This is a genomic window from Actinomadura rudentiformis (assembly GCF_008923185.1).
Taxonomy (GTDB): domain Bacteria; phylum Actinomycetota; class Actinomycetes; order Streptosporangiales; family Streptosporangiaceae; genus Spirillospora; species Spirillospora rudentiformis.
This window is the reverse complement of record NZ_WBMT01000011.1, coordinates 202,955-222,794: the sequence shown is the minus strand read 5'-3', so window position 1 is coordinate 222,794 and position 19,840 is coordinate 202,955. Positions and strand designations below refer to the sequence as shown.

Annotated in this window: 17 protein-coding genes; 11 read left to right on the top strand and 6 right to left on the bottom strand. The window is 71.5% G+C overall.

Annotated features, from left to right (window positions below; genetic code table 11):
• Nucleotides 1-86: 86 nt before the first annotated feature.
• From F8566_RS23970 to F8566_RS23955, 4 genes are all read right to left on the bottom strand, one after another.
• A complete protein-coding gene (locus F8566_RS23970) occupies nucleotides 87-803 on the bottom strand; it encodes a helix-turn-helix transcriptional regulator (protein ID WP_151563538.1) in 717 nt (238 codons plus the stop codon).
• 32 nt (nucleotides 804-835) lie between these two features.
• Entirely contained in the window at nucleotides 836-1,792 is a 957-nt protein-coding gene (locus F8566_RS23965; protein WP_151563536.1) for an alpha/beta fold hydrolase, read from the bottom strand.
• A 105-nt stretch (nucleotides 1,793-1,897) separates the two neighbouring features.
• Nucleotides 1,898-3,847 (bottom strand): PhoX family protein, encoded by a 1,950-nt coding sequence (locus F8566_RS23960; RefSeq protein WP_151563534.1) that lies wholly within the window; start codon nucleotides 3,845-3,847, stop codon nucleotides 1,898-1,900.
• 193 nt (nucleotides 3,848-4,040) lie between these two features.
• On the bottom strand, nucleotides 4,041-5,066 hold the full coding sequence (locus F8566_RS23955; protein ID WP_151563531.1) for a PHP domain-containing protein: 1,026 nt from the start codon (nucleotides 5,064-5,066) through the stop codon (nucleotides 4,041-4,043).
• An 82-nt stretch (nucleotides 5,067-5,148) separates the two neighbouring features.
• Between F8566_RS23955 and F8566_RS23950 the strand changes: the two genes are divergently transcribed.
• From F8566_RS23950 to F8566_RS23905, 10 genes are all read left to right on the top strand, one after another.
• A complete protein-coding gene (locus F8566_RS23950) occupies nucleotides 5,149-6,477 on the top strand; it encodes a sensor histidine kinase (RefSeq protein ID WP_151563528.1) in 1,329 nt (442 codons plus the stop codon).
• 50 nt (nucleotides 6,478-6,527) lie between these two features.
• Entirely contained in the window at nucleotides 6,528-7,205 is a 678-nt protein-coding gene (locus F8566_RS23945; protein ID WP_151563526.1) for a response regulator, read from the top strand.
• Nucleotides 7,206-7,330: 125 nt separating this feature from the next.
• Nucleotides 7,331-8,314, top strand: coding sequence for an alpha/beta hydrolase (locus F8566_RS23940; RefSeq protein WP_151563523.1), 984 nt, complete (start codon nucleotides 7,331-7,333; stop codon nucleotides 8,312-8,314).
• Nucleotides 8,292-9,470 carry an acyltransferase family protein gene (locus F8566_RS23935; protein ID WP_151563521.1) on the top strand — a complete coding sequence of 393 codons (1,179 nt, stop codon included), beginning with the start codon at nucleotides 8,292-8,294 and terminating at the stop codon, nucleotides 9,468-9,470. Before F8566_RS23940 ends, F8566_RS23935 begins: the two co-directional genes overlap by 23 nt.
• 159 nt (nucleotides 9,471-9,629) lie before the next feature.
• Complete coding sequence (locus F8566_RS23930) at nucleotides 9,630-10,727, top strand: alpha/beta hydrolase (RefSeq protein ID WP_151563518.1); 1,098 nt, start codon at nucleotides 9,630-9,632, stop codon at nucleotides 10,725-10,727.
• A 261-nt stretch (nucleotides 10,728-10,988) separates the two neighbouring features.
• On the top strand, nucleotides 10,989-12,170 hold the full coding sequence (locus F8566_RS23925; protein WP_225993461.1) for a PucR family transcriptional regulator: 1,182 nt from the start codon (nucleotides 10,989-10,991) through the stop codon (nucleotides 12,168-12,170).
• Nucleotides 12,171-12,291: 121 nt separating this feature from the next.
• Entirely contained in the window at nucleotides 12,292-13,215 is a 924-nt protein-coding gene (locus F8566_RS23920) for an ACP S-malonyltransferase (RefSeq protein WP_151563516.1), read from the top strand.
• Entirely contained in the window at nucleotides 13,212-14,195 is a 984-nt protein-coding gene (locus F8566_RS23915; protein WP_151563513.1) for a beta-ketoacyl-ACP synthase III, read from the top strand. The genes F8566_RS23920 and F8566_RS23915 overlap by 4 nt, the downstream gene beginning before the upstream one ends.
• Before the next feature lie 55 nt (nucleotides 14,196-14,250).
• Nucleotides 14,251-14,502, top strand: a complete 252-nt coding sequence (locus F8566_RS23910; protein WP_151563511.1) for an acyl carrier protein — start codon at nucleotides 14,251-14,253, stop codon at nucleotides 14,500-14,502.
• Nucleotides 14,503-14,578: 76 nt separating this feature from the next.
• Nucleotides 14,579-15,874: a beta-ketoacyl-[acyl-carrier-protein] synthase family protein gene (locus tag F8566_RS23905; protein ID WP_151563509.1), complete on the top strand. Its 1,296-nt coding sequence runs from the start codon at nucleotides 14,579-14,581 to the stop codon at nucleotides 15,872-15,874.
• Nucleotides 15,875-16,201: 327 nt separating this feature from the next.
• Here the strand turns inward: F8566_RS23905 and F8566_RS23900 are convergent, their stop codons facing one another.
• Both F8566_RS23900 and lnt read right to left on the bottom strand, forming a co-directional pair.
• Nucleotides 16,202-16,696, bottom strand: coding sequence for a DUF3145 domain-containing protein (locus F8566_RS23900; protein WP_151563507.1), 495 nt, complete (start codon nucleotides 16,694-16,696; stop codon nucleotides 16,202-16,204).
• A 303-nt stretch (nucleotides 16,697-16,999) separates the two neighbouring features.
• A complete protein-coding gene (lnt, locus tag F8566_RS23895; protein ID WP_151563505.1) occupies nucleotides 17,000-18,502 on the bottom strand; it encodes an apolipoprotein N-acyltransferase in 1,503 nt (500 codons plus the stop codon).
• Between the two features lie 124 nt (nucleotides 18,503-18,626).
• On the opposite strand from lnt, the gene F8566_RS23890 reads away from it, so the two are divergent.
• Nucleotides 18,627-19,811: a S8 family peptidase gene (locus F8566_RS23890; protein WP_151563503.1), complete on the top strand. Its 1,185-nt coding sequence runs from the start codon at nucleotides 18,627-18,629 to the stop codon at nucleotides 19,809-19,811.
• Nucleotides 19,812-19,840 lie beyond the last annotated feature (29 nt).

Sequence of the window (19,840 nt, the reverse complement as noted above, 5' to 3'; positions counted from 1 at the left end):
ACCCTGCGGACAACGCGGCCCGTCCGGCAACCAGCCGGGCGGGCCGTGCCGCGTTCAGACAAAGCCGTGTTCAGACGAAGTCGCGTTCAGACGAATTCGAGGGCGCGGACGATGGCGTTGGGCGGGTCGTCGGTGATGTCTTCGAAGCGGCGATCAGGGGCCGTCTCCTCCAGGAGCGCGGCGCGGCGGACGCGGTCGATGCGGAAGACGCGGGCGTCGCCGCGCAGGCGGCACCAGCCGATCAGGTACCAGGCGTTGGTGCCGCCGGTGAACGCCACCGGCTCGACGTCGCGTTCGGTCTCGGTGCCGTCCTTGTCGATGTAGGCCAGCCGCACCACGCGCCGGCTGGACACCGCCTCCTCCAGGACCGCGGGGACCCGCTCTCGCTGGCCGGCGGGCCCGCCGTCCTCCAGCGGCGCGAGCAGGCGGATGCGCCCGGCGAGCTCGCGCGCGGACGCGCCGTCGGCCGCCGACATGGCCGCGACGATCTTTTGCAGGGCGGTCCGGGCGGAGCGCGAGAACGGCGAGCCCTCCGCGCGGCTCAGGGTGATCGCGACCGCCACCGCCTCGGCGGGCGTGAAGTTGAGCGGCGGCAGCGTGCGGCTCTTGTCGAGGGTGTAGCCGCCGGCGCGCCCCACATCGGCGTAGATCGGCACACCGCCCTGCTGGAGGGCGGCGATGTCCCGTTCGATCGTGCGGACGCTCACCTCGAACCGCGCCGCGAGCGCACGCGCGCTGACCCGGCGCGGGGCGCAGGCCCGCAGATGCTCCACCAAGGCGTACAGGCGGTCGGTCCGATTCACCCCGCGACCGTACGCCGCGGGTCCGACATTCCTCAGAGCGAGCGCAGGAAGCCGATCAGGGCCTCGTTCACCTCGGTCGGGCGTTCCTGCTGGGTCCAGTGACCGCAGCCCGGCAGCCAGACGGTCTCGCGCAGGTCGGGCACGAAGTCGGACATCCGGTCGATCGCCTTCCGCGCGCCCGGCCCGGCCACGACCATGTCGCGGTCCCCGGCGATGTACAGGGCCGGCGGCGTGACGGGCGCGCGGTGCCAGGCGGCCGTGAGCTCCCAGTTGCGGTCGAGGTTGCGGTACCAGTTGATCGGGCCGCTGAAGCCCGTCCCCTCGTATTCGCGGACGAACGCGGCGACGTCCTCGGCGGTCAGCCAGTCCGGGTACTCCTCCGGCTCCGGGCACACGTCGAGGAAGCCGCCGCCCTCCGGGACGATCGGGACGTTGGGCGGGGCGTCACCGGACGCCGCGTACAACATCCGCCGGAACGTCGCGGCGGGGTCCCGCTCGAACTCGGCCTCGGGCACGTCCGGCTGCTGGAAATAGACCATGTAGAAGCCGTCGCCCAGCAGCTTGCGCATGGTCGCGACCGGCGGCTTGGACCCGCGCGGCCGGTGAGGCACCGACAGGCACGCCACGCCTTGCACGAGATCAGGCCGGAGCTGCGCCGTGGCCCAGGCCACCGGGGCACCCCAGTCGTGGCCGACGACCGAGGCCTGGCGTACGCCCAATGCCTCGATGAGGCCGACCGCGTCGCCCACCAGGTGCAGGAGCGAGTACTTGTCGACCTCTTCAGGACCGCCGGTACGGGCGTAACCGCGCTGGTCGGGCGCGACGGCGTGGAAACCCGCCTCCGCGAGGGCGGTCAGCTGGTGGCGCCACGAATACCAGCACTCCGGGAAGCCGTGCAGCAGCAGGACCAGCGGCCCTTCACCGGCCTCCGCGACGTGCATCCGCAGGCCGCTGGTGGACTCGACGAACCGGTGGGTGATCTCCGTCATCAGCGCCGTCCTTTGATCGGAATGGTGCCGACGCTACCCGGACCGGTCAACGGACCGCGGGCCGGGAGGCTGACGCCGCCCGGCCCGCACACAAGAATCGGTCGATCAGGTGCCGATGACCCCGCCGTCCTTCTTGCGGATCACGACGGTGGCGGCGCGGGGACGGCCCTGCGGGTCGTACTCCGGCCAGTTGCTGACCGCCCGCGGGTTCTCGGGGGTCGGCGTGCCCCAGGCGGCCGTGGCCTCGCCGGGGTGCTGGACGTTGATGAACAACGACCGCTGGTCGGGCGAGATCGTCCAGCCGGTGATCTCGGCGCCGCGCGGGCCGACGAGGAAGCGCCGGATCTCACCGGTCTTCGGGTCGGAGGCGAGCATCATGTTGTTGCCGATGTTGTCGTAGCCCTTGCTGGCGAGGTTCTGCGACGAGTTGGAGATGTCGGTCTGGATCCACAGCCGGCCGGACCGGTCGAAGCCGATGCCGTCCGGGGAGCCGTGGATGTTGTCGGGCCCGAGCTTGACCGACGGGTCGTACTCGGGGTCCCCGGCGAGGTCGAAGATGTCCCACTGGAACGTCAGCGCGGTGTTGTCGCCGTGCTTCTCGCGCCACCGCACGATGTGGCCGTACGGGTTGGGCTTGCGCGGGTTGACCTTGCCGCCGTTGCCCGCACCGTTGGTCAGCGTGAGGTAGACGTCCTTGTTGTGCGGGTGCACCGCGACCCACTCGGGACGGTCGAGCTTGGTGGCCCCCACGGCGTCGGCGGCGGTACGGGTACGGATCAGGACGTCGGCCTGGTCCTTCCAGCCGTTCGCCGCGGTCAGCGGGCCCTTGCCGAAGACGAGAGGCAGCCAGGTGCCGGTGCCGTCGTCGTTGAACTTGGCGACGTAGAGCGTGCCGTGGTCCAGCGGGCTCTTGCGGCGCGCGCGCAGGCGGCGCCACGGCTCGCTGCTCACGAACTTGTAGACGTACTCGCCATCCTGGTCGTCACCGGTGTAGACGACGACACGGCCGCGGGACTCGGTGACGGTGGCGCTCTCGTGCTTCACACGGCCCAGCGCGGTGCGCTTCACCGGAGTGCTCTTCGGGTCGAACGGGTCGATCTCGACGACCCAGCCGAACCGGTTGGCCTCCTTGGGGTTGGCCGCGATGTCGAAGCGCGGGTCGGCCTTGTGCCAGTTGTACGGAGCGCTGCTCGCCTGCACGCCGTACCGCTTCTGCTCGGCGTCCGGCGTCCATCCGGCCTTGTCGGTGCCGAAGTAGCTGTTCCAGTTCTCCTCGCAGGTGACGTACGTTCCCCATGGGGTGTAGCCGCTGGAGCAGTTGTTGAGCGTGCCCCGGACCGGGCCGTCGGCGGCGAGTTCGGGGTGGCTGCCCTTGACGGGACCGGAGAACGTCATCGGCGTGTTGCCGTGGATGCGCCGGTTGTACTTGGAGTCGCGCAGCCGCCACCCGCCCTTGTGGCGGGAGACCTTCACGACGCTGACGCCGTGCGCGTGGAGCGCCTTGTCGACCTTCTCCTTGGAGACGGTCGCGTTGCCGTCCTTGTAGAGCAGCGTGGTGTCGACGTACTCGTGGTTGAGCACGAGCAGCCCGCTGTCGCCGCCGCGCGACATCGGGAAGTAGTGCATGCCGTCGTGGTGCATGCCGATCTGCTGCGCCTGCTCGGCCGCCGTGTTGGACGCGTCCTTCTTCCAGGCGGGGCCGCCGGCGCGGATCGGGGTGCCCCAGGGGATCAGCACCTGCGCGGTGTAGCCCTCGGGCACCGTGAGCGTGTCGGCGGCGCCGGCCGGCACCGCCTTGAAGCGCAGCAGCCCGCGTCCCCGGCCCGACGAGCCGGCGGCCGCCACGGCCTCGCGGCTCGTGCCGCCGGTGGCCTGCGCGACGCCCGCCACGGCACCGGTGCCGAGGAACCCGGCCGCGGCCACGATCCCTCCGGTGCGCAACACCCCGCGGCGGGACAACCGCCGCTCCACGACGTCCTGGAACGCCTCGTTCCCCGAGGAGTTCGAGCTCTGGTCGTCGGGGTCTACGGGGGAGCCGGCGAATGCTTCGGACATGGCATGACCTCGTTCAAGACGTTCTCGCGGCACGGCGGTCGCCGGACCGAACAGCCGACAGTGTGCCGAGATCAGACCGTCCACCGGGGGACACACAGGTGAATAATCAGGCATTTCACCCAAGCAACCAGCGGCGCTCAGCCCCCGTTCACCCGTTGTTCTCCGTACGTCCAACCACCCGCCGGCGGTTCAGTCACCGGCTTCGCGTCCAGTTCAGGAGGTCGTCGGCGGAAAGGGTGTTGACGATCTGGTCGGGGCGCACGGCGCAGCGGGCGGCGCGATCGCATCCGAACGGCTGCCAGTCGAGCTGACCGGGCGCGTGGGCGTCCGAGTCGATCGAGAAGCGGCAGCCGGCCTCGACCGCGAGGCGCAGCAGGCGCTTGGGCGGATCGAGCCGCTCCGGCCGCGAATTGATCTCCACGGCGACGTCGTACGCGGCGCACGCGTCGAAGACCAGCCCGGCGTCGAACTCCGACTCTGGCCGCAGTCCACCCCGCTTGCCGCCCGCCTTGACGATGCGCCCCGTGCAGTGCCCGAGCACGTTCACCCGCGGATTGGCAATCGCCGCGACCATGCGCTTGGTCATGCCGACCTTGTCCATGCGCAGCTTGGAGTGCACGCTCGCCACGACCACGTCGAGGCGGTCGAGGAGCTCGTCTTCCTGGTCGAGCGATCCGTCCTCCAGGATGTCGACCTCGATGCCGGTGAGGATCCGGAACGGCGCGAGCTCCTCGTTCAGCTCCGCCACCACGTCCAGCTGCCGGCGGAGGCGGTCCGGCGACAGGCCGTTGGCCACCGTCAGCCGGGGCGAGTGGTCGGTGAGCGCGATGTACTCGTGCCCCAGCGAACGAGCCGTCTCGGCCATCTCGCGGATGGGCGAACCACCGTCGGACCAGTCGCTGTGCGTGTGGAGGTCCCCCTTGAGCGCCGACCGCAGCGCAGCCGCCGCCTCATCGACGGGCTCCCCCTCCGTCGCCTCCAACCGCCGCAGGTAGACCGGCACCTCCCCGCGCAGCGACTCCTCGATCACCAGCGCGGTGACCTTGCCGATGCCGGGCAGCCCGGTCAGGGTGCCGTTGCGGGCGTGCCCGGCCAGCTCGTCCGGTGGCATCTGCTCCACCAAATCGGCCGCCTTGCGGAAGGCGCGGACGCGGTAGGTCGGCTCGTGGGCGCGTTCGAGAAAGAACGCGATCCGGCGCAGGGCTTCAACGGGCTCCACGATCGAGACCGTACCCAGGTATGACAGCGGTGTCGCACCAGGGTGTCATCCGGGCGATCCGGCGGCCCAATAGCCTGGCCCTATGACCGGGGACGACACCCAGGACCGCGGCGCGGGCGAGACGTTTCGCCTGCTGTTCCGACCATTCGTCGCCGCCGCGTTCACCGGCAGGTCCGATCAGGCGCCGGCGCACCGGCCGTGGCCGCCCGGCCTGCGCTGGACCAGGCGGATCGGGATCGGCCGCCTCCCACTCGGAGCGGTGGCACAGGTCGTCGACCTCGGCATCGCGGTCGCCATCCTCTTCGGCTCGTACTCGGTGCTGCAGACCGAGGCGGATCAGGTGGAGCCGGGATACAGCAACCCGTCCCTTTTCTTCTCCATCGCCCTCGGCGCCGCCGTCCCGCTGGCCCTGCGGCAACGCCATCCGCTCGGCGCCTGGCGGATCATCGCCCTGGTGGCGGTGTTCGGCACCAGCCAGGTGCAACGCTGGATGACCACCCCGTACCTGCCGGGCATGGCCATCGCGGCCCTCCTGATCCTCTACTCGGTGGCCGTGCGCTGCCCGCGTCACGTCACGATCGGCGTCGGGCTGATCTCGGTCACCGGGACCTGGATGCTCTCCGCCGAGACCGCGGGCGGCGCGTCCGCCGTGATCCTGCTTCCCCTGCTGGCCGGTTTCGTCGTCCGGCAGCGGCAGACCGCCCGCCAGGAGCTGCTCGAACGCGAGGAGGCGGCCCAGCGCGAGCTGGCCGAGCAGGAACGCCGCCACCAGGCCACCGAGGTGGTGCTGACCGAACGCCAGCGCATCGCCCGGGAGCTGCACGACGTGGTCGCCCACCACATGTCCATGATCGCGATTCAGGCGGAGGCGGCGCCGTACAAGGTCACCGAGCTGCCCGCCGAGACCCGCCAGGACCTGTCGGAGATACGGGCGACCGCGCTCGACGCGCTGACCGAACTGCGGCGCATCCTGGGCGTTCTCCGGCAGGAGGACGGCGCCGAGACCGCCCCGCAGCCCAGCCTGGACCGGTTGGAAGAGCTCGTGGCCGGCGCGCGCGGCGCGGGGCTGAGCGTGACGGTCACCGAGACCGGCGACCGGCGGCACGTGCCGCCGGGCTACGAGCTGACCATCTACCGGATCGTCCAGGAGGCGCTCAGCAACGCGATGCGGCACGCGCCGGGGTCCACGGTGGTGGTCGCGATCGACTTCGCCGCGGAGGCGCTACGGGTGAGCGTGGTGAACGAGCCGCCGCCGGGCGGCCGCAGGCCGCAGGAGCCACCGCCCGGGGGCGGGCACGGCCTGGTCGGGATGCGCGAGCGGGCTGCCATGCTGGGCGGCGAGCTCACCGCCGGCCCGACGCTGGCCGGGGGGTTCGAAGTGGACGCGACACTGCCCACCAGGCGGCGATAGGCCAGACGGTGATAGGCACTGCAACCAGGCGGCGACAAGAAGGGGTACACGTGAGCATCAAGGTCGTGATCGTCGACGACCAGGGCATGGTGCGCACCGGCTTCGGCGTGCTGCTGAACGCCCAGCCCGACATCGAGGTCGTCGGCGAGGCGGTGAACGGCGAAGAGGGCCTGCGCCGGATCGCCGAGCTGCGCCCGGACGTCGTCCTCATGGACGTGCGGATGCCCGTCATGGACGGGCTGGAGGCGACGCGACGCCTGCTGTCGGCGGAGGGCGAGGGCGGGGGTGAGCCGCTGCCCAAGGTCCTCATGCTGACCACGTTCGACCTGGACGACTATGTGTACGAGGCGTTGCGCGCCGGAGCCAGCGGCTTCCTGCTGAAGGACGCCTCGGCCACGGAGCTGTCCGACGCCGTGCGCGTCGTGGCCGCCGGGGACGCGTTGTTGTCCCCCTCGATCACCAAGCGGCTGATCACGGAGTTCTCGCGGCTCGGCGCGCCCCGGCAACCCGCCCGCAAGCAGCTGGACGCGCTCACCGAGCGGGAGACCGAGGTGCTGGCCCTGGTCGCCCGCGGCCTGTCCAACGGCGAGATCGCGGCCCAGCTGGTGGTGGCGGAGCAGACCGTCAAGACCCACTTCGGACGCATCCTGATGAAGCTCGGCCTCCGCGACCGGCCCCAGGCGATCGTCTACGCGTACGAGGTCGGCCTCGTCACGCCCGGGTCGTAGATAGCACCGGTCACACCGGAGTCGTACGGGAGAAGACGGCTCCGTGGGTTGATCTGCGCTACAACGTCCCTTTCCTACCTTCCTGATCAGTGGGAGAAACCCGCTGACCAGGAAGGACGTGCAGAATGGGCCGCTCGACCCGCCAGGACAGATCCGCGCGCAGGATTCTGCTCGTCGCCCTGGCGATCCTGACCACGTCGACGCTGACCAGCGGTGCGAGCAGGCCCGATCCGTACGCGGCCCCGCTCGCCGCCGTGCACCTTTCCCGGCCCACGCTCGAGACGCGCTACCACGCCGTTCTCAAGGACATCGGCAAGGCGCTCAGCACCGCACGAAGGCTCGGCGACAAGGAACGGATCCGCGTCCTGTCGGCCTTCGTCAGCTCCGGCCGCCACTTCCTGTCGTTCGACGGGCGCGGCGCAGGCAAGGCCGTCGAAGTTCACGGCGACCTCGCGCGCGCCGAGCGGATCACGGTCGTCGTCCCCGGCGCGGACGGCGAGCTGGACACCTACGACAGCTGGAAGTTCGTGGGCGGCGGGGCCAAGGCGCTCTATGAGCAGATGCGCAGGGACGTCCCTGGCGAGCACGTCGCCGTGGTCGCCTGGCTCGGCTACGACTCGCCGTCCACGCTCAGCCCGGTGATCCTCACCGGCGGCCGGGCGGCGTCCGCCGCCCACGGGCTGCGCCGGTTCCTGGCCGAGCTCCGCGGCGTGAACCCCGCCGCCCGGTATTCGCTCCTGGCTCACAGCTATGGCTCGGTCGTGGTCGGCAAGGCCGCCGCGAAGGGCGAGCTGGCGGTGGACGAGATCGCCCTCTTCGGCAGCCCCGGCACGTCCCTCGACTCGGTCACCGACATGCGCACCCGGGCACGGGTCTGGGCCGGCCGCTCGGCCGGCGACTGGACGGAGTACGTGCCGAAGGTCGAGTTCGCGGGCCTGGGGTTCGGCGACGACCCGACGGACGCGCGGTTCGGCGCGCTCCGCTTCGACGCCGGCGGCGGCACGCACAGCGAGTACCTCAAGCCCGGCAGCGCCTCCCTCCGCAACCTCGCGCTCATCGCCCTCGGCCACGACCCGGAGACCAGCCATGCTCGGCACCAGGACGCCTAGCCCGCACACCGCTCCCGCCACCGGCACAGGGGCCGCCGCGCGGCGAGGGGTGGTGGCGCGGATCAACGCCGCCACTCCGCCCAACCGCGACCGTGCCGTGGACGCTCTGCGGGCGTTCGCCATTCTCGGTGTGATCCTCGGGCACTGGCTCGTCACCGCGTTCGTGCCCAGCGGGGACGGGCAACTGGCTGTGACCAGCCCGCTCGCGTCGATGCCCGCGTTCGCCCCGGTGTCGTGGGTGCTCCAGACGTTGGCGGTCTTCTTCCTGGTCGGGGGCTACACGGCGGCCAGGGGGCACCGGGCCGGCGAAGCGTACCTGCCCTGGCTGAAGCGCCGGATGGCGCGGTTGCTACGGCCCGTACCGGTGCTCCTGCTCGCCTGGATCCCGGCGACGGCGGCGCTGTGGTGGGCCGGATACGAGCCGGGGACGCTGCGGTCTCTGGTCAAGCTGGTGCTGAGCCCGCTGTGGTTCCTGGCGGTGTACGGCACGCTGACCGCGCTCACTCCCCTGATCACAGCGGCCTGGCGGCGACTCGGTGTCTGGGGCGCCGCGATCCCGGTGGCCGTCACCGCCGCGATCGACTGGGCGCGGTTCGGGGTGGACTGTCCGGCGTGGCTCGGCGGGGCGACCGTGATCACCGGCTGGCTCGTCCCGTTCTACCTCGGCGTCGCCTGGGCGAACGGGAAGCTGGGCTCCCGCCGGGCCGCCGTGGGCCTGCTGGCCGGAGGCGCGGCCGCCACCGCGGGTCTGATCATGTACGCGGGGTATCCGGCGAGCATGGTCGGGGTGCCGGGCGCCGCGATCTCCAACCTCAACCCGCCGACGCTGGCCGCGGTGGCCTTCGGCATCGCCCAGGCCGGGCTGGCCCTGTTGCTGCGGCGGCCGTTGGCGCGCTGGATGGAACGGCCTCGGGCCTGGGCAGGAGTGGCCTTGGCGAACCTCTCGGCCATGACGGTGTTCCTCTGGCACCAGACGGCGATGATGACGATCACGGTCGGTGCCGCCCTTGCCGTCGGGACGCTGCCCGGGCTGCACTCCGCGCCCGGCACTCCGGCGTGGGTCCTGGCACGGCTGCCGTGGCTGCTCGCCTTCGCCGCCGCCCTGGCGGGGTTCTGGGCGCTCGCCCATAAGTTCGAGCGAGGGCGGTCGTCATAGCCGGACGGCTGGATCTTGATCCCAACTTCGGGGCCTTCTCGTACATCAAACGAGGAAGCCCCAATGCCGTCCCGTACGGCACCGGGGGCGATCCGGGACACGCACGCCGACCCCCGGTTGCGCGGAGCATAAGCCGCCATCCGGTAGAAACGACGGACCATGCCGCCTCGTACGACCGCCCCTCGCGGGGCCCTGCTGGAGGGCATCCTCCAGACGCCCGCGACCTCGCCATCACGCCTCGCTCAGCGGCGGCGTGCGCACCCCAAGCGTGCACGACGGCTCAGACGTGCTCTGGCCTGCGCCGTCACCATCACCGGCGTGCTGCTGACGACCGCGGGGACCGGCCACGCCGACCCGTACGCGGCCCCGCCGGCGCTGCCCTCGATGGCGCCCTCGACGCTGGACGCACGGTTCGGCATCGAGCGGCGGGCGATCGAGCAGGCGCTGGAGACCGCCCATTCCGTGGGCGACCGGGATCGGGCCAAGGCCCTTGGAGCCCTTCTGCAGCCGGGGCGGCGATTCCTCTATTTCGATCCGCGCGGCCGAGGCCGCGCCATCGAGGTCGTCGGGGACCTGACCCGTGCCCGCCGGGTGGCGGTGGTGGTCCCGGGCGCCGACTCCACCCTGTCCGACTTCGATTCCAAGTCCGGCAAGCCGTGGTCGGCCCCCGGCGGCGGGGCCCGCGCGGTCTACGAGCAGGCGCGCAAGATCAATCCGGAGCCCGGGCTGGCCGTGGTCGCCTGGCTGGGCTACGCCGCGCCCCGGACGTTCAGCAGCGATGTGCTCACCGACGAGCGGGCAGGGCAGGGTGCCGCCGAGCTCAGAACGTTCCTCTCCGGGCTCAACCGGGTCAACCGCACGGCCAAGGTCGGCCTGCTGTGCCACAGCTACGGCTCCGTCGTCTGCGGCCGTGCGGCCATGGCCCGGGCGGGATCTGCCCGCGACGGCTGGCGGCAGGTCACCGACATCGCCCTGTTCGGCAGCCCCGGGACGACCGCCTGGTCGGCCGGCCGGCTCAGCCGCACCGCCCGGATCTGGGCGGGACGCGGCGCCACCGACTGGATGGAGGACGTCCCGCACGTCCGCATCTTCGGCCTCGGGCTGGGCCCCGACCCGGTCTCGGCCCGCTTCGGCGCGCGTGTCTTCGACGCCGGCGGCGGCGGTCACAGCGACTATCTGGCCCCGGACTCCCGCTCGCTGAGCAACCTCACGTACATCGCGATGGGCGATCCCACCCACGTCACCAAGCCGGCCTGATCCCGTCCGGCGATGCAGCCTCCCGGGCTGAAAATGCTCACCTGATGAGCATGCAAACCTGCTGTGGCGGGCACTTTCCGTCTCCGAGTGAGCGAATCTCCATCACTTCGGACATCCGTCCGCTAGCGGTCATGACCTCCGTTGACTACTGGCGTGCCGACCCAGGCCCAGGGTGCCGAGTGGCCCTCGTTCCGGCTCCCAGAACGCCGTAGGCGGTGGTGAACGGCCGGTTCAGGCCCGGGATGGTGGCACTCTAAGGGTGTGGACAACGCGAGCGAAGCCGCCATCCGGGAGAAGACCACCGAGCGGCTCGAGAAGGCCATGGGCACGTTCGGCACGGCCGCCCTGGCGAGCATGGAGAAGCAGCTGCCCTGGTTCCGGCGCATGCCGGCCCAGCAGCGCTCCTGGATCGGGCTGGTGGCCCAGGCCGGCATCGCCGCGTTCGTGGAGTGGTTCAAGAGCGCCGAGGAGTCCCGGCCCGCGATCGCCGACGAGGTGTTCGGCACCGCGCCGCGCGAGCTGATGCGTTCGATCAAGCTGAAGCACACCATCGACATGGTCCGGGTGATCATCGACGTGGTGGAGACCCGGCTCGACGACCTCGCCGCGCCCGGCGGCGAGGCCCAGCTGCGCGAGGCGATCCTGCGCTACACCCGGGACGTCGCGTTCGGCGCCGCCCAGGTCTACGCGCAGGCCGCCGAGACCCGCGCCGCCTGGGACGCGCGCCTGGAGGCGCTGGTCGTCAACGCGGTGCTGCGCGGCGAGGTCGACGACGGCATGCACTCGTGGGCGGCCGCGCTGGGCTGGACCTCCAAGCCGGTGACGGTGATCGCCGGGTTCACCCCCGAGGACGAGGAGCCCGAGGTCATCATCGACCAGATGCAGCTGGCCGCGCGGCGCGCCCGTGTGGACGTGCTCGCCGGGGTCCAGGGCCACCGGGTGATCGTGATCGTGGGCGGCGCCGACGATCCGCTGGAAGCGGCTCGTCCCGTCGCCGCCAAGTGCGGGCCCGGACCGGTCGTGGTCGGACCGCCCGTCGACGACCTCTATGACTCGACCACCTCCGCGCGCGCCGCGCTGGCCGGGCTGCGCGCGGCGGCCGGGTGGCCGGACGCGCCGCGGCCGGTGATGGCCGACGAGCTGCTGCCCGAACGGGCGCTCGACGGCGACGACGAGGCCCGCCGCTACCTCATCGACCAGGTGTACGACCCGATGTGCGCGGCCGGTGCCCCCCTGCTGGACACCCTCACCACCTACCTTGAGCAGGGGTCCTCCTTGGAGGCCACGGCCCGGCTCCTGTTCGTCCATCCCAACACGGTGCGTTACCGGTTGAGGCGCGTCACCGAGCTGACCGGGCTCGCCCCGACGGACGGCCGGAACGCCTTCACGCTCAGGATCGCGCTGGTGCTCGGCAGGTTCGGGACCCGTCCGGCCAGAACGTGAGGCCGCGGCCCCACACGATGTCCCGTTTTCCCGCCTTGTAGGTGTCGTACAAACCCCTGCGACGAAAGTTCGTGCTGATCCGCATCGGCACGGCCGACCCGCACCGGGCAGGCTGGGGTCTGTGATTCTCCTCGCATCGCCCGGCCAGGGCGCCCAGACCCCCGGCTTCCTTCAGCCATGGCTAGAGGTACCCGGTGTCGCCGACCGCCTGGCATGGTGGTCCGCCGTCACCGGCCTGGACCTGGTGCGCTACGGCACGACGGCCGACGCCGAGGAGATCCGCGACACCGCCGTGGCCCAGCCGCTGCTGGTCGCCGCCGCGCTCGCCGCGTACGAGGCGCTCTACCCGGGTGACGCGCGGCCCGACGCGGTCGCGGGTCACAGCGTCGGCGAGCTGGCCGCCGCGGCGATCTCCGGCGTGCTCTCCCCCGAGGCCGCGCTGGTGCTCGTTCGCGAACGGGGCCGCGCCATGGCCGAGGCAGCCGCGGTCACCGAGACCGGCATGACGGCGGTGCTCGGCGGCGACGCCGACGAGGTGCTCGCCGCGATCGACAAGCACGGCCTCACCCCCGCCAACGTCAACGGCGCGGGCCAGGTCGTGGCCGCCGGCACGAAGGCCCAGCTCGAGGAATTCGCGAGTGAGCCGCCACCGAAGGCGCGGCTGCGGACGCTGTCGGTCGCCGGCGCGTTCCACACCGAGCACATGGCCCCCGCCGTCGACACGCTGCGCCGGCTCGCGCCGGGCGCGCCGGTCGCCGACCCCGCGGCCACGCTGCTGTCCAACCGCGACGGCGCGGTCGTCGGCTCCGGACGGGAGTACCTCGACCGCCTCGTCGAACAGGTCAGCGCCCCGGTGCGCTGGGACGCCTGCATGGCCACCATGCGCGAGCTCGGCGTCACCGCGATCATCGAACTGCCGCCCGCCGGCACCCTGGTCGGGCTCGCCAAGCGCGAGCTCAAGGACGCCGGGGTGGCGACGCTCGCCCTGAAGACCCCCGAGGACCTCGAGAAGGCCCGCCAGCTGATCGAGGCGCACACCTCATGACCACACCGACTCCCCGGGCGCGCCTGCGCGTGCCGAACGTCACTCCGGGTGCCCGGATTCTCTCGTTCGGCGACTACCAGCCGTCGAAGGTCGTCACCAATGACGACCTGGCCAAGACCGTCGACACCAACGACGAATGGATCCGCAGCCGCGTCGGCATCGCCGAGCGGCGCATCGCCGGGGACGACGAGTCGCTCGTCGACATGGCCGTGCACGCGGGCGGCAAGGCGCTGGCCGGAAGTGGCCTCGCCCCCGATGACATCGACCTCGTCATCGTCGCCACGGCGTCGCACGACGTGCCCATGCCGAACGTGTCGGCGCCCACCGCGCACCGGCTCGGCATCCACGCGCCCGGCGCGTTCGACCTCAACGCCGCCTGCTCGGGCTTCTGCTACGCGCTGGCCACGGCCAGCGCCGCGGTCCGCGGCGGCAGCGCCCGCAACGTCCTGGTGATCGGCGCCGAGAAGACCTCGCAGTGGATCGACTGGACCGACCGTTCGACCTGCATCATCTTCGCCGACGGCGCGGGCGCGGCCGTGGTGGCCGGCAGCGACGAGCCCGGCATCGGCCCGGTCGTGTGGGGCAGCGCCGGCGACCAGGCCGACAAGATCTCCATCGCCGACCGCAACTCGTTCATCACGCAGGAGGGCCAGGCGGTGTTCCGGTGGGCGACCACCGCGATCGCGCCGATCGCGCTGGAGGCGTGCGAGCGCGCGGGCATCACCCCCGCCGACCTCGGCGCGATCGTTCCGCACCAGGCCAACCTGCGCATCGTCGACTCGATCGCGCGCAAGGTCGGCGCGACCAACGCCGTGGTAGCGGACGACATCGTCACCTCCGGCAACACCATGGCGGCCTCGATCCCGCTCGCCCTGGCCCACATGATCGAACGCGGCGACGTCCGGTCCGGAGACCCAGCCCTGCTGATCGGGTTCGGCGCCGGGCTGGCCTACGCTGCCCAAGTCATCCAGATCCCGTAGGCGAACGATCGTCCTGCGCCCAGCTCTGGACCAATCAAGGAGGAGAAGGCACAACATGGCACAAGCCACCGAGCAGCAGATCCTGGACGGCCTCGCCGAGATCATCGATGAGATCGTCGGCATCGACAAGGACGAGGTGACGCCGGAGAAGAACTTCATCGACGACCTCGACATCGACTCGCTGTCGATGGTAGAGATCGCGGTGGCCGCGCAGGACAAGTTCGGCGTCGAGATCCCCGACGACGAGCTTCGCAACCTCAAGACGGTCAAGGACGTCATCAACTTCGTCCAGAACCTGCAGGCCTGACGATGCCGGGGCGCGGCGCGCCACTGGCAGGTCCAAGGCGCGCCGCTTTCCAACCCCCAGTTTGCGAGGAGCACTGATGAGCACGAGCCAGACCACAGTCGTCGTCACCGGCATGGGTGCAACGACACCTCTCGGTGGAGATCTGCCGTCGACCTGGTCCGCGCTGCTCGCCGGCAAGTCCGGGGTGCGCAAGCTCGACTGGGAGAACGTCGACGAACTTCCGGTGCGGTTCGCCGCCACGCTCGAGGTGGACCCGTCCGAGGTCATGCCCAAGCAGGCCCTGCGCCGGTTGGACCGCTGCCAGGCGATCGCGCTGATCGCGGCGAAGGAGGCCTGGGCGAACGCCGGTCTCAAGCCGCGCACCAAGAAGGGCTACGAAGAGGACGCCGAGGGATTCGAGATCGCCGACGGCGACCGGCTCGGCGTCGTGGTCTCCACCGGCATCGGCGGCCTGCACTCGGCCCTCACCAGCTACGAGGTCGAGAAGGAGAAGGGCTGGACCCGCGTCTCGCCGTTCACCGTCCCCATGCTGATGCCGAACGGCTCGGCCGGACACGTCGGCATCGAGTACGGCGCGATGGCCGGGTCGCACGGCATGGTCAGCGCCTGTGCCTCCTCCGCCGAGGCCGTCGGCTACGCCATCGACATGATCCGCAACGGCCGCGCCGACGTCGTGATCTGCGGCGGCACCGAGGCGTGCATCCACCCGTTGCAGATGGCCTCGTTCGGCGCCATGCGCGCGATGTCGACCCGTAACGACGAGCCCGAGCGCGCGTCCCGCCCGTACGACAAGAACCGCGACGGCTTCGTGCTCGGCGAGGGCTCCGCCGTGATGATCCTGGAGTCCGAGGAGCACGCCCGCGCCCGCGGCGCCACGATCCACGGGATCGCGGCCGGCTGCGGCTACTCCGGCGACGCCTACGACATCGTGCTGCCCGACCCGACCGGCACCGGCCAGGCCAAGGCCATGCGCCGCGCCCTGGACAACGCCCGCCTCAAGCCCGAGGACATCGTGCACGTCAACGCGCACGCCACCTCCACGCCCGCCGGCGACGTCGCCGAGCTGGCCTCCATCAAGGCCGCGCTCGGCCCCGAGGTCAGCTCCAAGCTGCTGGTGACCGGCACCAAGTCGATGACCGGCCACCTCCTGGGCGGCGCCGGCGCCCTGGAGTCGGTCTTCACCATCCTCGCGCTGCGCGAGGGCCTGGTGCCCCCCACCGCCAATCTCGAAGACATCGACGACGAAGTGGACCTCGACATCGTGCACGGCGAACCCCGCCCGCTGCCCGACGGCCCGCTGGCCGCCCTCAACAACTCCTTCGGCTTCGGCGGCCACAACGTGTCCGTCGTCTTCCAGCGTTGGGTTGATTAATTCCCTTACAACACCGCCCCCCGAGCCTGACGGCTCGGGGGGCGGTGTTGTTTTGCTTTCACGACCCTGTCGCGCGCTCGCGGTGGCCGGTTGCTCCACCGGCTGAGGTCACCGGGTCCGTTTTGTTTGTGGCGGCAGGAGCGGGAGCAGCTCAGCCGGGGGGCAGGACCACGCGACGACCTCAACCGGCGCGAGCGCGTCCGGAGGTCTGAGAGCGAAGCAAGCCGAAGGCGATGCTTTGCTCGAAGATCGCGAAGCGATGCAGCGCTCGCCCAGAGCTCGGTTGCGGTCGAGCCGCTAGGCGAGGCCGCAGGCCGAGAGAGAAATTTACACAGCCGCATGCAGCCAGCGGACGGGGGCGCCGTCGCCGGCTCGGCGGAAGGGTTCGAGCTCGTTGTCCCAAGGGGTGCCCAGAAGGCGGTCGAGCTCGTGCTCCAGGGTGGTCTTGCCGACGGCCGCGTTCGCCATGACGGCGCGGAGGCGGTCTTCGGGGACCATGATGTCGCCGTTGGCGCCGATCACTCCGGTGAAGACGCCCAGCGACGGTGTGAAGCTGTAGCGCACTCCGTCGCAGCCGGGCGTCGGATCCTCGGTGACTTCGAAACGCAGCAGTTTCCAATTCCGTAGCGCGGAGGTGATGCCGGCCGCGGTACCCGCGGCCGCCTCCCAGTGGAGCTCCGCGCGCAGGGTGCCCGGAGCGGCGGGCTGGTCGGCCCATTCAAGAGAACAGGGCACGCCAAGAACACCTGCGGCCGCCCACTCGACATGCGGGCTCAGCGCAGGTGGCGCGGAGTGGACGTAGAAAACGCCACGTGCGGTCACCGGACCTCCTGGATCTGTACTGAGGCTCGTCTTCCCCTACGGCCTCGTACGTCCCAGGACGGCGTCCGCGTCCCTCATTGTGCATCATCCGAACGTGACGCACCACCGCACGACCACTGTTTGCCGATCGATTGACCGCGAGATGTTCGCCACCCGGGCATGAAAAAAGCGACGACCCCGCTCGCATCCGCAGAGCCCCCGCAGCGGTTCCTGCGAGCGGTGGTCAGGTGGTCGTCGCAATGGAGAAGTTACGGATCGGCGCGTCCCACATGACAGGGACTCCGGTCCTTGGCTCTTCAGGATTCAACGGAAGCGCCGCCGGGCACCGGCGAGGACTGCGGTCAGGGTCACGGCGACCGCGAGGTAGGGGATGTGGTCGCCGAAGCGGTCGTAGGGTGTGCGGCTCGACTGTGGAGGGACGCGGAGCGTGGTGACCAGCGAGCCGCGGCGGTCGGTGTCCATCCAGGCGAGGCGGCGGCCGCGGGCGTCGAACGCGGCGGAGACGCCGGTCAGCGCGGCCTGCACGGTGGGCCGTCCGGTCTCGGCGGCGCGGACGGCGGCGAGGGCGGCGTGCTGCGGCGGGGCCCAGCTCTCCTGGAACGTCGATGTCGCCGACTGGTAGACGATCACCTGGGCGCCTCGTTCCACCACGGCACGTCCAAGGTCGGGGAACGCGGATTCGAAGCACACGAGGGGCCCGATCGTCACGTCGCCGGTCTGCATGACGCCCGCGCCCGTTCCGGGGACGCGGTTCTCGGCGGCGGCGGCGCTGATCCGGCTGAGCCAGCCGATGGCGTCGCGGAACGGGATGTACTCGCCGAACGGGACCAGCCGTGTCTTCACGTACCGGTCCTGGATGCCCGCCGGGCTGATCAGGATCGAGCTCTTGGAGATGCGCCCCGTCGCGTCGCGGGCGTCCTCGTTCACCAGCAGGTGCCCGCGGGGCGTGAGGGCGCTGAGCCGGGCGGTCAGGTCCGGCCGCCGGGCGAGGTCGTGGCCGACGCTGCTCTCGCCCCACACGATCAGGTCGGCGGGAGGGAGCGCGGCTGTGATCCGTTCGCTGGCGGCGAGCCGTTCGTCGCGGTCGTGCACGACTCCGGGTTGGACCAGCGCGACGGTGAGGGTGCGGTCGGCGGGCGGCTCGTCCGCCAGCATGTACGAGGCGGGGCCGGCGAGCAGGATGGCCAGCGCGGGAGCTGCCAGGCGCATGCGCAGCCTCGGTGCGACGAGGGCGAGCAGGAGGGCGGTGTTGAACGCGACGATCGCGAACGAGATCAGCCAGACACCGCCGAGCGCCGCCAGGCCGAGCATCGGCGGGTATCGCCACTGGCTCGCTCCGAGCAGCGCCCAGGGGCCGCCCAGGCGGGGCCAGGAGCGGAGGAGTTCGATGACCAGCCAGGCGCTGGGGACGACGATCAGCGCGGCGAGGGGGTGGGCGGGGACGAGCCATCGGATCAACGCGCCCCAGACCGCCCAGGGCAGGCCGAAGACGATCGCCACGAGGAGCAGGCCGGGTCCGATGTTCGGCAGCGTCCAGTAGAGCGCGGCGAGCAGAAACCCCGCACCGAACCACCAGCCGCGCAATGCCGCCTCGCGCACGGTCGGAGCCGACCGGATCAGCATCATCCCGGGTACGAGGACGATCCACGCCAGCCAGCCGAGACCGGGTCTGGGAAAGGCCAGCATCAGCGCGGCGCCGGCGAGCAGGCTCGCCCCGCGTTCCAGCGTGAGCGCTCCCACCAGGGCCGTCGCCCGTGCTCCGGGCCCCGGGATCGCCGGCCCCCGGAACGCCCCGCGTCCGATCACATGTCCAGTAACGCACCGATCTCCCGCATTCCGCTACTGCCAGGTGCTCCAAGCCCGGTTAACCGGTACCACGGGTGGGCACTATGGGCGCTGGAGCGGTCACGAAGAGTGAAAGCGGGTGCCGATGTTCGACCAAGAGGTACGGCTCGAACGGCTGCTGGCACGGCATCGCGACGCGGCGGTGGTCGAGCCGCTCACCGGGCGTCCGGCGCTGATCCGCCGCGACCAGATCCTGGTCGCCGGCCATGACGCGCCCGCCGCCGAGGATCTCGTCCGGCGCTGGTACGACTCGCGGCAGGAGGAGCACGGCGTCACCCGGCTGCGCCTGCGTCCGCCCGCGAAGGTCGACGTCTGCGAACTGGCCGCGCAGCTCGGCGGCGACGGACGGCACCGCCGGCTGACCGTCTCCCCCAACCATCTCGTGCACGGCCAGCCGCTGTGGTGGAGCGGACCCGCCGACCTCCCCCGCCCCGCCGCGCCGCTCCCGGCACCGCAGGCCGATCCAGGAGATCAAGGAGCGGGGCGGCGGCGGGAGGTCACGGTCGCCGTCCTGGACACCGGGTTGTCGCCGCATCCCTGGTACGAGGGGACGGGCTGGTACGCCGAGCAGCGGGACGAGGTGACCGAGGTCCTGGACGCCGACCTCGACTTCGAGCTCGACGCGCAGGCCGGGCACGGCACGTTCATCGCCGGTGTCCTGCTCCAGCACGCGCCCGCCGCCCGCATCCTCGCCCGCCGCGTGCTCGGCGGGGACGGGGTGGGCGACGAGGTCGACGTCATCCGCGCGCTGTCGTGGCTGGCGTCCCGGGGGCGAGCCGACGTCGTCAACCTGTCGCTCGGCTGCCACACGTTCGACGACCGCCCCTCGCCCGTCCTGTCGCGCGCCATCGCGGCGCTCGGCCGCCGGACGGTCGTCGTCGCCTGCGCGGGCAACGCGGCGAGCGACCGCCCGTTCTGGCCGGCGGCGCTCAAGTCCGTGGTCGCGGTCGCGGCCCTCGACGCGGCCCAGCGGGATCGTGCGTGGTTCTCCAACTACGGCTGGTGGGTGGACGCCTGCGCGCCCGGCGTGGACATCACCAGCACCTATGTGCGCTTCGACGGAACGCGGCCCCGGGTGAACGGCATCGACCCCGACGCGTTCGAGGGGTTCGCCCGCTGGAGCGGCACGTCGTTCGCCGCCCCCGCCGTGGCCGGACGGATCGCGGGCCTCGCCGCCGGAGGCCTGGCCGCCGTCGAGGCCGCCGACCGCGTCCTCGATCCGGCCGCGGCGCCTACCCTTCCCGACCTCGGCGTAATCATCAGGTCTTGAGCACAGCACGGCGGCGAAGCGATAACCGC

Excerpts from the sequence above, each read along its gene's own strand:
- F8566_RS23965 (WP_151563536.1), bottom strand. The coding sequence starts at position 1,792 with ATGACGGAGATCACCCACCGGTTCGTCGAGTCCACCAGCGGCCTGCGG.
- F8566_RS23960 (WP_151563534.1), bottom strand. The coding sequence starts at position 3,847 with ATGTCCGAAGCATTCGCCGGCTCCCCCGTAGACCCCGACGACCAGAGC.
- F8566_RS23950 (WP_151563528.1), top strand. The coding sequence starts at position 5,149 with ATGACCGGGGACGACACCCAGGACCGCGGCGCGGGCGAGACGTTTCGC.
- F8566_RS23940 (WP_151563523.1), top strand. The coding sequence starts at position 7,331 with ATGGGCCGCTCGACCCGCCAGGACAGATCCGCGCGCAGGATTCTGCTC.
- F8566_RS23935 (WP_151563521.1), top strand. The coding sequence starts at position 8,292 with ATGCTCGGCACCAGGACGCCTAGCCCGCACACCGCTCCCGCCACCGGC.
- F8566_RS23930 (WP_151563518.1), top strand. The coding sequence starts at position 9,630 with ATGCCGCCTCGTACGACCGCCCCTCGCGGGGCCCTGCTGGAGGGCATC.
- F8566_RS23915 (WP_151563513.1), top strand. The coding sequence starts at position 13,212 with ATGACCACACCGACTCCCCGGGCGCGCCTGCGCGTGCCGAACGTCACT.
- F8566_RS23910 (WP_151563511.1), top strand. The coding sequence starts at position 14,251 with ATGGCACAAGCCACCGAGCAGCAGATCCTGGACGGCCTCGCCGAGATC.
- F8566_RS23905 (WP_151563509.1), top strand. The coding sequence starts at position 14,579 with ATGAGCACGAGCCAGACCACAGTCGTCGTCACCGGCATGGGTGCAACG.
- F8566_RS23890 (WP_151563503.1), top strand. The coding sequence starts at position 18,627 with ATGTTCGACCAAGAGGTACGGCTCGAACGGCTGCTGGCACGGCATCGC.